Source organism: Streptomyces sp. CNH287 (assembly GCF_000424825.1).
In genome coordinates, this window is sequence record NZ_AUKQ01000023.1 from 11,529 (window position 1) to 25,206 (window position 13,678).

Annotated in this window: 12 protein-coding genes; 6 read left to right on the forward strand and 6 right to left on the reverse strand. The window is 74.8% G+C overall.

The genetic code is table 11. The annotated features are described in order from the left end of the window. Window positions 1–142: 142 nt before the first annotated feature. The 5 genes from H299_RS0121395 to H299_RS0121415 all read right to left on the reverse strand — a co-directional run bounded on the left by H299_RS0121395 (window position 143) and on the right by H299_RS0121415 (window position 8,063). On the reverse strand, window positions 143–2,248 hold the full coding sequence (locus tag H299_RS0121395; protein WP_027750069.1) for a protein kinase domain-containing protein: 2,106 nt from the start codon (window positions 2,246–2,248) through the stop codon (window positions 143–145). Window positions 2,249–2,339: 91 nt separating this feature from the next. Then, window positions 2,340–4,802 carry a protein kinase domain-containing protein gene (locus H299_RS35435; RefSeq protein WP_051262697.1) on the reverse strand — a complete coding sequence of 821 codons (2,463 nt, stop codon included), beginning with the start codon at window positions 4,800–4,802 and terminating at the stop codon, window positions 2,340–2,342. 45 nt (window positions 4,803–4,847) lie between these two features. Beyond that, the gene (locus H299_RS0121405) at window positions 4,848–5,807 is read right to left on the reverse strand and encodes a hypothetical protein (protein ID WP_027750070.1); all 960 of its coding nucleotides are present in this window, start codon (window positions 5,805–5,807) and stop codon (window positions 4,848–4,850) included. Between the two features lie 368 nt (window positions 5,808–6,175). Beyond that, window positions 6,176–7,213: a LacI family DNA-binding transcriptional regulator gene (locus H299_RS0121410; RefSeq protein ID WP_027750071.1), complete on the reverse strand. Its 1,038-nt coding sequence runs from the start codon at window positions 7,211–7,213 to the stop codon at window positions 6,176–6,178. Window positions 7,214–7,223: 10 nt separating this feature from the next. Further along, window positions 7,224–8,063 (reverse strand): response regulator transcription factor, encoded by an 840-nt coding sequence (locus H299_RS0121415; protein ID WP_027750072.1) that lies wholly within the window; start codon window positions 8,061–8,063, stop codon window positions 7,224–7,226. A gap of 177 nt (window positions 8,064–8,240) precedes the next feature. Between H299_RS0121415 and H299_RS0121420 the strand changes: the two genes are divergently transcribed. From H299_RS0121420 to H299_RS0121445, 6 genes are all read left to right on the forward strand, one after another. Next, window positions 8,241–9,146 (forward strand): alpha/beta fold hydrolase, encoded by a 906-nt coding sequence (locus tag H299_RS0121420; RefSeq protein ID WP_051262698.1) that lies wholly within the window; start codon window positions 8,241–8,243, stop codon window positions 9,144–9,146. Between the two features lie 150 nt (window positions 9,147–9,296). Continuing rightward, window positions 9,297–9,563: a MoaD/ThiS family protein gene (locus H299_RS0121425; RefSeq protein WP_027750074.1), complete on the forward strand. Its 267-nt coding sequence runs from the start codon at window positions 9,297–9,299 to the stop codon at window positions 9,561–9,563. After that, window positions 9,560–10,639, forward strand: coding sequence for a hypothetical protein (locus tag H299_RS35440; protein ID WP_051262699.1), 1,080 nt, complete (start codon window positions 9,560–9,562; stop codon window positions 10,637–10,639). Before H299_RS0121425 ends, H299_RS35440 begins: the two co-directional genes overlap by 4 nt. Before the next feature lie 173 nt (window positions 10,640–10,812). Beyond that, window positions 10,813–11,529, forward strand: coding sequence for an LmeA family phospholipid-binding protein (locus tag H299_RS0121435; protein ID WP_027750075.1), 717 nt, complete (start codon window positions 10,813–10,815; stop codon window positions 11,527–11,529). A gap of 455 nt (window positions 11,530–11,984) precedes the next feature. Next, window positions 11,985–12,821 carry a sulfurtransferase gene (locus H299_RS0121440; protein WP_027750076.1) on the forward strand — a complete coding sequence of 279 codons (837 nt, stop codon included), beginning with the start codon at window positions 11,985–11,987 and terminating at the stop codon, window positions 12,819–12,821. Window positions 12,822–12,872: 51 nt separating this feature from the next. After that, window positions 12,873–13,160, forward strand: coding sequence for a DUF1416 domain-containing protein (locus H299_RS0121445; protein WP_027750077.1), 288 nt, complete (start codon window positions 12,873–12,875; stop codon window positions 13,158–13,160). An 89-nt stretch (window positions 13,161–13,249) separates the two neighbouring features. Here H299_RS0121445 and H299_RS0121450 read toward each other — a convergent pair whose 3' ends face one another. Beyond that, the gene (locus H299_RS0121450) at window positions 13,250–13,612 is read right to left on the reverse strand and encodes a DsrE family protein (RefSeq protein WP_027750078.1); all 363 of its coding nucleotides are present in this window, start codon (window positions 13,610–13,612) and stop codon (window positions 13,250–13,252) included. Between the last annotated feature and the right edge of the window lie 66 nt (window positions 13,613–13,678).

Below are 13,678 nucleotides of genomic sequence, written 5' to 3' on the forward strand. Positions count from 1 at the left end.
GCCGAAAGCCTCCCACCGCACCTGCCCCGGGCAGACGCGCGCGGCCGGCCAGCGCACCACTGAGCAGACGCGCCGCCGGGCACACACCCTGCCAGGCGGGCAGGCGCGGCCAGGCATACGCGCCGCCAGCGCAAGCGCGCGGTCAGACGACCGGCATCGCCGTGAGTCTCCCGTCGCGCCACGTGAACATGCGGTTTCCCGCGCCCGCCAGGGCCCAACCGCCTTGCCCGGGCCGTCCCTTCTCGTGGCGGGTCCACAGCGGTTCCCCGGTGTCCTTGCGGAAGGCCCGCACCCCCTCCGCCTGCTGCGAGGACGAGACCCAGACCGTGTCGCCCGAGAGGACGGGCATCCCGGCGATGGCGTTCGCCAGCTCGCGCGTCCACTTCTTGGAGCCGTCCTTGACGCTGTGGCAGCGCAGTTGGCTGTCGGCGACGAGGTAGAGGTGGTCCTCGTCGGCGGTCCCCACGAACAGCCCCGCGTTGGTCGACGCGGGCACCGACCAGCCGGGGTCACCGTCGCTGAGCCGGAAGGAGCGCAGCGACTCGCCGCCCAGGCAGACGGAGTCGCCGGTGATGTACGGGGTCCACGCGCTGCCGGACTTCGCCGGGACCTTCCACACCTTGCCGCCGTCCTCCGTGTCCAGCGCGACGACCCCGTACTCCCCTGCGGCGAGCACCAGCCGGCCGCCGCCCGCGGCGGCTTCGATGTCGTCGGCTTCGAAGTCGAACGGCATCCGCTTCTGCCACAGTTCTTCCGGCGCTCCGCGCTTCCTGAGGCGGAGGGCCACCACCTTGCCGGGGTCGCCGGTGGACCAGTTGCTGGAGAGGTCGTCGTAGTAGTACACGTCGCCGGCCACGGCGAGTTTGCCCACGATGCCCACATCGTGCTTCCAGAGCTGTTTGCCGGTGCGGGGCGAGATGCCGTGGAGCGTGTCCAGGCTGGAGGCGAGGATGAGGTCGAGCTTCGGTACGTAGACCGCCGGCCAGCCGACGCCCTTCACCATCCACTTGCGCTTCCCCGTGGCGACGTCGTAGGCGATGAGGTCCGGGGACTGGCTGTCGAGGATGACCGTGTCCCGGACGACGAGCAGGCGGCCCCCGCTCGCCGACACCTTCTTGGGGCCCCACAGCGGGTCGGGCGCCTTGCCCTTCTCGTAGTCGCCCTCGGCGAGCGGGTCCGCGTCCCAGGGATGGGCGCGCGGCGGAGTCTCCTCGCGCCGCAACCACCAGGCGCCCGCGCCACCCGCCGCCGCGAGCACGGTCACCCCCGCGGCCACCCCGGTGAGCACGCGCCTGCGGGACGGGCCGCCGCCGCGCGGGGCGGCGCCGCTGAGCGTCGTGGCGGTACCCGTCTCCACCTCGGGGAAGGCCGCCAACTCCCGCACCCGCGCCTCGGACCGGCCGATCTCCTCGGCCACCGGGCCCTCCTTCCACAGCTTGTGCGCGCCGCGCGGTGCCGCCATGGCCGAGGCGACCTGGGCGGGGAGGGGGCGCTGCGCGGGGTCCTTGGCCAGGCACGGTTCGATCAGCTGCCGCAGCGCGGGCGGCAGCGCGTCCAGCCGGGGCTGCCCGTGCACCACCTCGTACTGCACGGCCGCCGCGTGACCGCCCGAGTAGGCGGGCGAGCCGGTCGAAGCGTAGACGAGGACCGTGCCCAGCGCGAAGACGTCGCCGGGCGGCCCGGTGCGCTGCCCGAGCACCTGCTCGGGCGCGCCGTAGCCCGGCGTGACGGGGGTCTGTCCGGTGGTGGTCAGGGTCAGCCCGTGCTCGGGGCGTGCGATGCCGAAGTCGATGACGCGCGGTCCGGCCGCAGTCAGCACGATGTTGGACGGCTTGAGATCGCGGTGCACCAGGCCCGCCGCGTGGATGTCGCCGAGCGTGCCGGCGAGCGCCGCACCCAGCGCCCGCACGTAGGGCTCCTGGAGCGCGCCGTAGTGCAGCACCGCCTCGTCGAGCGTCGGACCGGCCAGGAACTCCGCCGCGATGAAAGGCCTGCCGCTCTCGGTCTCCACGGACAGCACGCGCGCCACGCCCTTGCTCCGCACGGCCTGCGCCGCCTCCGCCTCCCGCACGAAGCGCTGCGACATCTGCGCGTCCTGGGCGAGTTCGGGGTGGAGCACCTTGACGGCGGCCGTACGGCCGGAGCCGTCGCGTCCGAGGTAGACCTTCCCCATCCCGCCCTCGCCGAGCACGCCGATGAGGCGGTAGGGGCCGAGCCGCAGGGGGTCGCCGTAGCCGAGGGGGTTCATCTGGTCCTTCTTCTCCTGCCGTTGCTTTCGCCGGACGCTGTCCAGGCGCTGTCCGGACGCCGTCCGGGGGCGGTGCCTGGTGGCGCGCCGGTCACTCCAGGGGAATGGCGTACGTGCCCAGCAGCGTGGAGCCGACGATCCGGCCCGACCCCTCGTCCAGGACGAGGCTCGTACCCGCTCCGTCCAGGCCGCCCATCGTGAACGTCCAGTCGGAGCGGTGGGTTTCGCGGTCGACCGCGCTGAGGTACGTGCGCTCCCGCTTGTCGACCACCAGGGTGTAGACGTAGCGCTCCCCGACGAGCGGCACGAAGCCGACCGAGGGCCGGTGTCCGGGGCGGCGCTCCTCCCGCCACAGCAGCCGCCCGTCAGCGGCGTCGACGGCGATCAGGCCCTGGCCACGCTCGGTCGCGTACACCACGCCGTCCCGCACGGACGGCGGACCGTAGAGTGCCACGAGGTGCCCCTGCTCGTCCTCCTCCACCCGGTCGGCCCGTGCGCTGGAGAACGCCCACGCCCTCTTCCCGTCCGAGAGGCGGAACGCGGCGAGCTGCCGGGAACTCAGGTAGAGGTGCCTGCGGTCGGTGGGGATCGGCGCGAGCGAGGCGGCGCCGTCGCGGGTGGCGCCGAGCGGCAGGCGGGTGCCCTCCCACAGCTTCCGGCCCGTACGGGTGTCCCGCGCCAGCGTCACGTAGCGGCTGAGGTCGTCCCGGTCCTCGCCGTCGGCCACCCGGGTGAGCAGCAGCCGGTCGCCGCTGCGGGCGGCCAGGTAGCCGCTGGTCTGGGCGTGCGTGGAGCCGTACTCGTAGTCCGCGAGCGGTGCGCGCCACAGCTCCCGGCCCGCGCGCAGGTCGAAGGCAAGGACGTACCAGCCCTTGGTGATCTCCTGGGAGGAGGCGTTCGCCTCGCGGGTCCGCGCCGCCAGGTAGAGCACGTGCCCGCTCGTGCGGAGCGGCTGGACGGTGGGCGCGCCGAAGCCGCCCTCGCGCTTCGGCCTGCCGTCGAAGTCGGGGAGGGTGCCGAGGGTTTCCCCCACGGAGCCCGAACCGGGGTCCAGCGTGCAGACGGCCACCCCCGCGCCACCGCCCTTCCGCTTGCCCCCTTTCCGCCCTGCGGGCTCGGGAAGGAGTACGTGAATCGTCTGTCCGTCGGTGCTGAGCTGCTGCGCGTGGAGGTCCGGGTTGCCCCAGCGCCGCTCCCCGCCCTTGGCATCGAACGCCACCAGGCCCTTCTTGTCCATGCTCAGCAGCAGACCGCCCGCCGCGATCGGCGGCAGGTCGTACTCGTCCTGGGTGTTCAGGGTCGGCGCCTGCCACACGGGCCGCGGCCCCCCGCCCGCCCCGCGCGAGGGCGAGGCCGCCGGTCCGGACGCACCTGCGGAGCCGCCCCTGCCGGACCACGCCCAGGCGCCCCCGGCCACGGCGGAGGCCCCGAACACGGAACCGCCCGCCCACGTCAGCACCCGGCGCCGCGAGGGCCGCCCCGGCTCCCGCGGCGCCCCCGTCGGTCCGCCCGCACCGCCCGGGGCCGCGCCTGAGCCGTACGCGCCTGAGCCGTGTGCGCCCGCGTCGTACACGCCCGCCGGCGGGGCCGCGCGCTGCGGGGCGATCTGCCAGACGGCACCGGCGTGCCAGGCGATCCGGGCCAGCAGGGCGGCCGGGAGGTGGTCGGCGAACTCGGCGCCGCCGGGGCCGTGAGGACCGCGCGGGTCGCGAGGATCGCCGGGGCCGCCGGACAGCTGCGCCGCCAGCTCCGCCGTGCCCGGCCGGTGGTGCGGCTCCTTGCGCAGCGCCCGCTCCAGCGCGGGCCGCAGCGCGTCCGGTACGCCGGCCAGGTCCGGCTCGCCGTACCGCACCCGGTAGAGCAGGTCGGCCGCCTGACCCCCGCCGAAGGGGCCGCGCCCCGTCAGCGCGAAGACCAGCACCCCGGCGAGCGCGAAGACGTCGCCCGCGGCGGTGTGTTCGCCGCCCGTGGCCTGCTCGGGCGACATGTAGGCCGGGGTTCCCGCCGCCGCTCCCGTGCGGGTCAGCCGTTCGTCGCCGATCGCGCGCGCGATGCCGAGGTCGATGACCTTGGGGCCCGAGGCGGAGAGAAGGATGTTCGACGGCTTCAGGTCCCGGTGCACGACATCCGAGCTGTGCAGCTGCCCCAGCGCCTCGCACAGCGCGGCCCCCAGCGCCCGTACGGCCGCCTCGGGTAGCGGCCCGCACTGCTCGACGGCCGCGTCCAGCGCGGGGCCGAGCACGTACTCGGTCGCCAGCCACGGGGTGGGCGCGAGCGGGTCGGCGTCGACGACCTCGGCCCCGTGACGCCCCCCCAGGACACGCGCCGCGTCCGTCTCCAGCCGGAAGCGGATACGGAATTCGGGGGAGGCGGCCAGCCGTGCGTGCGTCGTCTTGAGCGCGACCGTGCGCCCGCCGGCGTCCCGCCCGAGGTAGACGGTGCCCATGCCGCCGCTGCCGAGCCGGGCGATCAGCCGGTACGGGCCGAGCTGGTGCGGATCGTCGTAGGCGAGCGGGAGCGCGAGGGGGGTGCGGGGGGCGGGAGAAGAGGGCATCGGGTCAGCAGTCCACGGTGAGGGGGCGGTGGGGGCGGGCGCGGCTCAGCGTCTGTCCCCCGGCGCGGCCAGCGCCCTGGCGGACTGCCGGGCGAGCGCCGCGATCACCCGGCCCGGCAGCCAGCCGGGGCCGAACGCGTCGGCGCCCCCGTCCAGCGTCGTGACCGGCGCCGGCACGGGCGGAGCGGGCCCGGCGGGAGGGCCCGGCGGGACCGGCGCGGCGAGGCCCGCGCGCAGCGCGTCCCGCACCGCCGAGGCCTGCGGCCGGTCCGCCGGATCGGCGGCCAGACAGGAGCCGACCGTCTCCCGCAGACCCATGGGCAGCCCCGAGACGTCCGGCGCCAGGCGCCCCGTCGCCGCGTACGCCAGCACGGCGCCGAGCCCGTACACGTCGCCGGGCGGGCGCGGCCGTCCGCCCGAGAGCTGCTCGGGGGGCAGCGCCTCCGGCGGCAGCCCGGCCACGGCCCGGCGGTCCCGGCCCTCCGGGGCGAGGGCCCGTACGCTGCCGAAGCCGGTGAGCCTGGGCCCGTCCGCCCCCAGCAGGACGGTGCCGGGGGCCACTCCGGCGTGCGCGACGCCCTGCACGTGCAGGGCGGCAAGGGTCCCGGCCAGCTCCAGGCCGAGCGCACGCACCGTACGTTCGCCGAGGCCTCGGCCGTGCGCGGCCAGCGCGCCGGGCAGCGGCACCGCGGGTGCGTAGGGCGAGGCGTGCCAGGGCGGTTCGCCGGGGGCGCCCGCGAAGACCTCCACGAGCTGCTCCAGCGCGGGGGCGAACCCGCCCAGCCGCCGGGCCTGCTCGGCCTCTGCCACGAACCGCTGCCCGTACGCGCCGTCCCCGGCCAGCTCCGGCCGGGGCAGGGTGAGCAGCAGCGTGTGGTCGCCCCCGGGCATGCGCGCGACGAGGCGCCGCACGGGCACGGGGACCCCGGTGTCCGCCGCGTCGATCCCGCCGACGGGGCGGTAGCGGCCCGGGTGCCGTGGATCGTCCTGGCGCAGCGGCTCCATTCTGCCCCCATGGTTCAGCTGAGGGTGACGAGCCTAGACGAGTGACTCCGAAGGGGCGTCGTCCGCCCCTCGGGGGGGCTGGGCGGTGCCAGGCGCGTCCCCTGAGCCCGTAGGGCCCGGGGAGACCCCAGCGCTTGCTGCGCTCGCTTCGTCTCGGCTGCCTTTCCCGTTCCCGGATGCCGGGCGCGGTCCCAAGGCAGGGGGGAGCGCGGATGGGGCGTTCCGGTGCCGGCCGGCAGCGCAGCGGGGTGCCTCCCGGCGAAGCAAGGAGCGCCAGGAGCGTGGGGCGGGCCTTCCGCAGGCCCGAAGGGCCGGGGGGACAGGCACCGGAGGCACGCGCGCCGGGGCGCCGCCGCCCCGTCAGGGGTTCAGGCGGGGGCGGCCGTCTCGCAGCCGCAGGAGCGGCGGACGATCAGGCCGGAGGGGAACTGCCGGATGCGCTCGCGCCGCGAACCCGCCACCCGCAGGCCGTCGTCCAGGACCAGGTCGACCGCCGCGCGGGCCATCGCCTCCCGGTCGGAGCCGACCGTCGTCAGCGGCGGGTCCGTCAGTGCCGCCTCCTTGACGTTGTCGAAGCCGGTGACCGCCAGCTCGCCCGGCACGTCGATGCCCAGCTCGCGGGCGGCCCGCAGCACGCCGATGGCCTGGTCGTCCGTCGAGCAGAAGAGCGCGGTGGGGCGGTCCGGGCGGCGCAGCAGGTCGAGGGCGAGGCGGTAGGTGTCGTAGCGGTTGTACGGGGCCTTGAAGAGGCGGCCCTCCACGGAGCGCCCGGCCTCCTGCATGGCCCGGGTCCAGCCGTCGATGTGGTCGGTGACCGGGTCGCCGTTCGCGGGGGTGGACTCCATGCCGCCGAGGCAGGCGACGTCACTGTGCCCGTGCTCCAGCAGGTGGCGGGTGGCCAGTTGGGCGCCGCCCACGTCGTCGAGCACGACGGCCACGTCGTCGATCGCCTCGGGCCGCCGGTGCAGCAGGACGACGCGGGCGTCCCACGCCTCGATCTCGGTGGCCGCGTGCTCGCTGGGCCCCTGGCTGATGAGGATCAGGCCGGACACGCGCATGCCCAGGAACGCGCGCAGGTAGTGCACCTCGCGCTCGTCCAGGTAGTCGGAGTTCCCGACGAGGACCATCTTTCCCCGGTCGGCGGCGGCCTGCTCGACCGCGTGCGCCATCTCGGCGAAGAAGGGCTGGCGGGCGTCGGGGACGACCAAGCCTATCAGGTCCGTACGCCGCGAGGCCATCGCCTGGGCCACCCGGTCGGGGCGGTAGCCCAGCTCCGCGATGGCGGCGAGGACGCGCTCCTTGGTCGCCGGGGCGACCGGCCGCGGCCCGTTGTTGATCACATAGCTGACCACCGCGGTCGACGTACCCGCCAGCCTTGCCACATCGTCCCGCGTCACCTTGGCCACGGCGCTCAGTCTACGCGCGGCGATTCACCCCTTCGCCAGGGCGCGTACCGGCCTGGTTCACGCCCCCGGCCGCGTTCCTAGCGACCTCCTCGGCCGCCTCCGCGACGGCACGGGCGTCCGCCCGCGTCTTGAGGTCAGCGGCCTCCCGGGCCTCCCGGTCGCGCTTGCCGCCCTTGCCCTTCTCCGAGGCGACGAAGCGGTAGCCGACGTTCCGTACGGTGCCGATCAGCGACTCGTGCTCCGGGCCGAGCTTCGCGCGCAGCCGCCGCACGTGCACGTCGACCGTGCGGGTGCCGCCGAAGTAGTCGTAGCCCCAGACCTCCTGGAGCAGCTGGGCCCGGGTGAAGACCCGGCCGGGGTGCTGCGCGAGGTACTTGAGCAGCTCGAACTCCTTGAAGGTGAGGTCGAGCACGCGGCCCTTGAGCTTGGCGCTGTAGGTGGCCTCGTCCACGGAGAGGTCGCCGTTGCGGATCTCGGTCGGCGCACTGTCCGCGCCGGTCTGCTGGCGGCCCATGGCCAGCCGCAGCCGGGCCTCGACCTCGGCCGGCCCGGCGGTGTCCAGCAGCACGTCGTCCACGCCCCACTCGGCCGTGACGGCGGCGAGGCCGCCCTCGGTCACCACCAGGAGCAGCGGGCAGCCCGGCCCGGTGGAGCGCAGGAGTTGGCACAGCGAGCGCACCTGCGGCAGGTCGCGGCGGCCGTCGACGAGTATCACGTCGGCGCCGGGGGTGCTGACCAGGGCGGGGCCCTCGGCGGGCGAGACGCGCACCTGGTGCAGGAGGAGTCCGAGGGCCGGGAGCACCTCGGAGGACGGCTGGAGGGCGTTGGTGAGGAGCAGCAGCGAACTCATACGCGTGCGGCACCTCCGGTAGGCGGCGGTTGGTGTCCGGTTCGCTTGCCCATGACATCGTGTCCTTCCTCGGGCCCTGCGAGGACGCGGGCGACACAGCTCCGTACCGCCCGGAAAGCGCAAAAGGACCCGGGGGCAACGCTGCCCGGATCCCTCATGCGCAGCAGAATAGCCCACATGGGCAGCGCAGCGCAGTGTGAGACGGGCCGCATCCGCGTCCGCGAGAGCCCGCGCGAGCGCCTCCGCGGGGTGCTCCGGACGGACGACGGAGTGCGTATCGAGGCCGCCTACGAGCGGTACGCGGGGCCCGGTGACGGGACGGCGATCGTGCTCGCGCACGGCTTCACCGGTTCCCTCGAACGGCCCGCGCTGCGCCGCGCCGCGCGGGTGCTGACCGCGCACGGGGCGGTCGTCACCTTCTCCTTCCGCGGCCACGGCGGCTCCGGCGGCCGGTCCACGGTGGGTGACCGGGAGGTGCTCGACCTGGCGGCTGCCACGCGCTGGGCCCGCGCGCTGGGACACCGCCGGGTGGCGACGGTCGGCTTCTCGATGGGCGGCTCGGTGGCGCTGCGGCACGCGGGGCTGCGGCACGCGGGGCCGGGGGGCGCGGGGCTGGAGGACACGGGACTGGAGGACGCGGGGCCGGGGGACGCGGGGCCGGGGGACACGGCGCACCCGGACGCCGTCGTCGCCGTCAGCGCCGCCGCCCGCTGGTACTACCGGGGTACGGCGCCGATGCGGCGGCTGCACTGGGCCATCGAACGGCCCGCCGGGCGGCTCGTCTCACGCTGGGGCCTCGGCACCCGGATTCACTCGCAGGAGTGGGACCCCGTCCCCCTCCCCCCGGTGGACGCCGCCGCGATGATCACACCATTGCCCCTGCTGATCGTGCACGGCGACCGGGACCCCTACTTCCCGCTCGACCATCCCCGCTCCCTCGCCGACGCCGCCGACCCCGACCGCACACGGCTGTGGGTCGAACCGGGCTTCGGGCACGCCGAGAACGCCGCGCCCGCCGAGCTGCTCCACCGCGTCGGCGCGTGGGCGGCACAGGCGGCGGCGACGGGCGCCGTACCCGGGTGACCCGGCGCCGTCCGCGGCACGGGATGGCGCGGAACCGCACCGTGCCGCACCCCGCACCTCCGCGAGGCGCCATCATGGGTGCCGCACCCGTGCCGCGGCCACACCGCGCGCGGCGCGCACCGGAACCCGGCGAACGGCGAGAGGGACACCATGGCCAGCGGCACGATCCGCTACTGGGCGGCGGCCAGATCCGCGGCAGGCACGGCGGAGGAGGCGTACCAGGCCGGCACGCTCGCCGAGGCGCTCGACGCCGCCCGTGAGCGGCACGCCGGTTCGCCGGAGTTCGCCCGGGTGCTGGCGCGCTGCTCGTTCCTGGTGGACGGGAACCCGGCCGGGACCCGGGCGCGGGACACGGTCACGCTGAGCGAGGGCGGCACGGTCGAGGTGCTCCCGCCGTTCGCGGGCGGTGCCCGGTGACCGGCCGGTACGGCGACGGGTACGGCGCGCCGCAGCCGTACGAGCCGGCGGGCGGAGCGTGGGACGGGCCGCAGGGGCCGCCGCCCGCGGACCCGTACGGCTATGCGCAGCAGGGTCAGCCACAGCAGCCGCACCAGCACCAGCCGCACCACCACCAGCCGCACCAGCCCCGGCCGGTCCGGCCCCAGCCAGGCACCGCCACCGGCCCCGCCCCGCTCCCGCCGCAGCCCGCGGCCCCGCAGCCCGCAACCCCGCAGCCCCCGCCGCACCAGCCCGCCGACGAGCCCCGGCCCGAAGCCGCCCCCCGCGCCGCGCGCACCGGGCGCGCCGGGCGCGCCCGTCCCAGCCCGCTGATCGCGCCGGGCCTCCAGCCCGCCGTGCTCACCGTCGCGCTGGCCGCGCTGCTGGCCGGGACCTCCTCGCTGCCCCGGCCGGTGTTCGCGGTGGCCGTCGTGCTGCTCCAGGCCGTGACGGCCGCGGGCTGGTACCGGCTCAACGGCATGTGGCCCGCCCGGCAGGGCATCGCGCTCGCGTTCCTGGCCGGTGTCGCCACCGACGTCGCGCTACTGACCACGAGCCGCGCGCACACGGCCACGGCTGTCGTCGGCACCCTCGGCATCTGGTGCGTGCTGGTGATCGTGCTCCAGCTGCGCAGCCACGCCAGTCCGGACGAGCGCCTCTACGCGCTCACCGCCGGGCTCACCGCCACCGCCCTGACGGTGCTCGCCGCCGGGTACCTGGCCATCGCCCGCACCGTCGAGGAGGCCGTGATCGCGGGCGCCGCCGCGGTCGCCCTCGCCACGCTCGTACGGGCGCTGCCGCTGCCGCCGTTCGTCTCGCCGGTGCTCGCGGTGCTCGCGGGCGGCGGGGCGGGCGCGCTGGCGGGCAGGTACACCGACCTGGGGACCACGGACGGGTCGCTGCTCGGCCTGGCCGCCGCGGTGTGCGCGGTGACCGGACTGCGGGTGGCCAGCTACGACTATCCGTCCCGCTTCGTGCACATGACGGCCGGGGTCGTGCTGCCGCTGACGCTGGCGGCACCGGCCGTCTACTTCCTGGGCCGCGCGCTGGGCTGACCCGGGAGCCCGGTCCGGCCCGGCGTGCCGCGCCGTGCCGGACCGGGCCGGGCCGGGCCGGGCCGCCAGGTAGCAGCTCTGCCACGAGTCGTCTCCAGGCCCACTGCCGCCACCGCCACGCAGGAACGTCACGCTAGGCTCCGAGGCATCCGACGCCCTGGGGGAGCATTCGCATGCGCGCACTTCGCATCAGCCTGATCGTCTTCGTGGTCCTGGCGGTCCTCTTCGTCGCCGCCGACCGCATCGCGCTGAAACTGGCGGAGGACGAGGTGGCCGACAAGGTCCGCACCACGCAGGGGGTGGACGGCGCCGACTCGGCGTCCGTCTCGATCAACGGCTTCCCCTTCCTCACTCAGCTCGCGGGCAAGCAACTGGACGATGTGGACGTCGAGTTGAAGGGCATGACCGCCACCGCGGGCGGGCGCCGGATCAGCGTCACCCGGGTCGAGGCCCACCTGTCGGACGTGAAGATCAGCGGCAGCTTCAACTCCGCCGTGGCGCAGCGGGCCGAAGGCGAGGCGGAGATCTCCTACGAGGACCTCAACGCCCTGGCGCCGGACGGCGTGCGGGTGTCGTACGCGGGCAAGGAGCGGGCCGCCAAGGACCAGGTGAAGATCACCGCGAGCGTGCAGGTGCTGGGCCAGCAGGTGGAGATCCCGCAGCCGATCTACAGCACGCTGAAGGTCACCGGGAAGAACCAGCTCCAACTGCACGCCGAGTCGATACCCGCCTCCAAGCTGCCGGGCGCGGAGGGGGAGATCCGCAAGCGGGTCGACTTCACCGCCCCCATCGAGGGCCTGCCGGAGGGCCTGGAGCTGGACGAGGCGGAGCCGGGCGAGAGCGACGTCACCTTCACCCTTGAGGGCAAGGACGTGGCGCTGACGGGCTGACGCCGCCCGCTCGCTCCGGCTCCAGGCCCCGCCCCCGGCACCGCCCTGCCCAGACGCCGTCCCAGCTGGCGAGACAGCTCCGTCCGCTGGTCAGCCGTCCGCGCCCCGCCACCCGCCCCGGCCACGGCCGCACGGAGTCGGCGGGGCGTTCGAATCTCACATCACAGACAATCTTGTCTCATCATTCGGATACCCGGTGACATCACCTCCCGCCTTCCTTACGATCGGGCACATGAAGCGACAGGCGGACCTCACGAAGCGACGGACAGTCGACCTGTGCCGCGTCGCCGCCATGCTCTGTCGCACCGCCGCCTGACGACCGCCGTCCGGTGCCGCAGAGGCCGCCGTGACGCCCGCCGTCCAGCACCGCCGCAGCCCCATCCCGCTCGCGCGCCGCACAGCGCTGTGCGCGACGACCCCGCGCGCACGTACCACCGCTCCCCGGAGGAGAATCCATGAGCCGCAGTGACGTCCTGGTGGACGCCGACTGGGTCGAGTCCCGCATCGACGACCCGAAGACGGTCATCGTCGAGGTCGACGAGGACACCTCGGCCTACGAGAAGAACCACATCAAGAACGCCATCCGGATCGACTGGAAGCAGGACCTCCAGGACCCGGTCCGGCGTGACTTCGTCGACCAGGCCGGATTCGAGAAGCTGCTCTCCGAGAAGGGCATCGCCAACGACGACACGGTCGTGCTCTACGGCGGGAACAACAACTGGTTCGCGGCGTACGCCTACTGGTACTTCAAGCTCTACGGCCACGGCGACGTGAAGCTGCTGGACGGCGGGCGCAAGAAGTGGGAGCTGGACTCCCGCGACCTGGTCGCGGCGGTGCCCGAGCGCGCGAAGACCGACTACAAGGCGAAGCCGCAGGACACCTCCATCCGCGCCTTCCGCGACGAGGCCGTCGCAGCCATCGGCACCCAGAACCTCGTGGACGTCCGCTCCCCCGACGAGTTCAGCGGCAAGCTGCTCGCCCCGGCCCACCTCCCGCAGGAGCAGTCGCAGCGTCCGGGCCACATCCCGTCCGCGCGCAACATCCCGTGGTCGAAGTCGGCCAACGACGACGGCACCTTCAAGGCGGACGACGTCCTCAAGGAGCTGTACGAGAACGAGGGCGTCGACCTGGGCAAGGACACCATCGCCTACTGCCGCATCGGCGAGCGCTCCGCGCACACGTGGTTCGTGTTGCACGAGCTGCTGGGCCAGCCCAACGTCAAGAACTACGACGGCTCCTGGACCGAGTACGGCTCGCTGGTCGGCGTCCCGGTCGAGCTGGGCTCCAACTAAGCCTCCGACAGGCTCCGAGCCGACGACAACCCGACAAGGAAGCGGTATCCCATGTGCGGAGCACAGGCGGGCGGCCCGGACGCCGCCACCATCAAGCCCGGCGAGACGACGATCCAGGGCAGCGTGACGCGTGACGGCGAGCCCGTCACGGGCTACGTACGACTGCTCGACTCCACCGGCGAGTTCACGGCCGAGGTCCCCACCTCCGCCACCGGCCAGTTCCGCTTCTACGCGGCCGAGGGCACGTGGACGCTGCGCGCCCTGGTCCCCGGCGGCACGGCGGACCGTACGGTCGTGGCGCAGGACGGCGGGCTGGCCGAGGTCGCGATCGCGGTCTAGGACTGGATGCGGTGATACGAGGGGCCGCGCTCCCGGCGGAGCGCGGCCCCTCGTCGTGCGCGCCGTGCGCGCTGCGGGCGCCGTGCGCGTCAGTAGACGAGCGCCTGCACGCCGTCCTCCATCACCTCGCTCACGAAGACCTGTGCGCCCGCGATCCGCACGCCCTCCAGCAGGTCCTTCTCCTCGATGTCCCGCCGCGCCGCGCACTGCGTGCAGACGGTGACCCGCCCGCCCGCCCGGATGCCGTCGAGCAGATCCGGCAGCGGCGCCGCGTGCGGCAGCTCGAACTCCGCCGCCCGCCCCGGCAGTCCGAACCACGCGGACTCACCGGTCAGCCACAGCGAGACCTCCACGCCACTGGCCACGGCGACCGCCGCCACCGTGAACGCCTGCGAGCACCGCTCCGGGGCGTCCGACCCGGCCGTCACCTTGATCACGAGCTTCTTCGCCATGCCACCACGGTAGTCGGCCCCTGGCATGCAACCGTCCGGTCACCCACCGTGGCCTGATCGTTATCA

Excerpts from the sequence above, each read along its gene's own strand:
- H299_RS0121395 (WP_027750069.1), bottom strand. The coding sequence starts at position 2,248 with ATGAACCCCCTCGGCTACGGCGACCCCCTGCGGCTCGGCCCCTACCGC.
- H299_RS35435 (WP_051262697.1), bottom strand. The coding sequence starts at position 4,802 with ATGCCCTCTTCTCCCGCCCCCCGCACCCCCCTCGCGCTCCCGCTCGCC.
- H299_RS0121405 (WP_027750070.1), bottom strand. The coding sequence starts at position 5,807 with ATGGAGCCGCTGCGCCAGGACGATCCACGGCACCCGGGCCGCTACCGC.
- H299_RS0121415 (WP_027750072.1), bottom strand. The coding sequence starts at position 8,063 with ATGAGTTCGCTGCTGCTCCTCACCAACGCCCTCCAGCCGTCCTCCGAG.
- H299_RS0121420 (WP_051262698.1), top strand. The coding sequence starts at position 8,241 with ATGGGCAGCGCAGCGCAGTGTGAGACGGGCCGCATCCGCGTCCGCGAG.
- H299_RS0121425 (WP_027750074.1), top strand. The coding sequence starts at position 9,297 with ATGGCCAGCGGCACGATCCGCTACTGGGCGGCGGCCAGATCCGCGGCA.
- H299_RS0121435 (WP_027750075.1), top strand. The coding sequence starts at position 10,813 with ATGCGCGCACTTCGCATCAGCCTGATCGTCTTCGTGGTCCTGGCGGTC.
- H299_RS0121440 (WP_027750076.1), top strand. The coding sequence starts at position 11,985 with ATGAGCCGCAGTGACGTCCTGGTGGACGCCGACTGGGTCGAGTCCCGC.
- H299_RS0121445 (WP_027750077.1), top strand. The coding sequence starts at position 12,873 with ATGTGCGGAGCACAGGCGGGCGGCCCGGACGCCGCCACCATCAAGCCC.
- H299_RS0121450 (WP_027750078.1), bottom strand. The coding sequence starts at position 13,612 with ATGGCGAAGAAGCTCGTGATCAAGGTGACGGCCGGGTCGGACGCCCCG.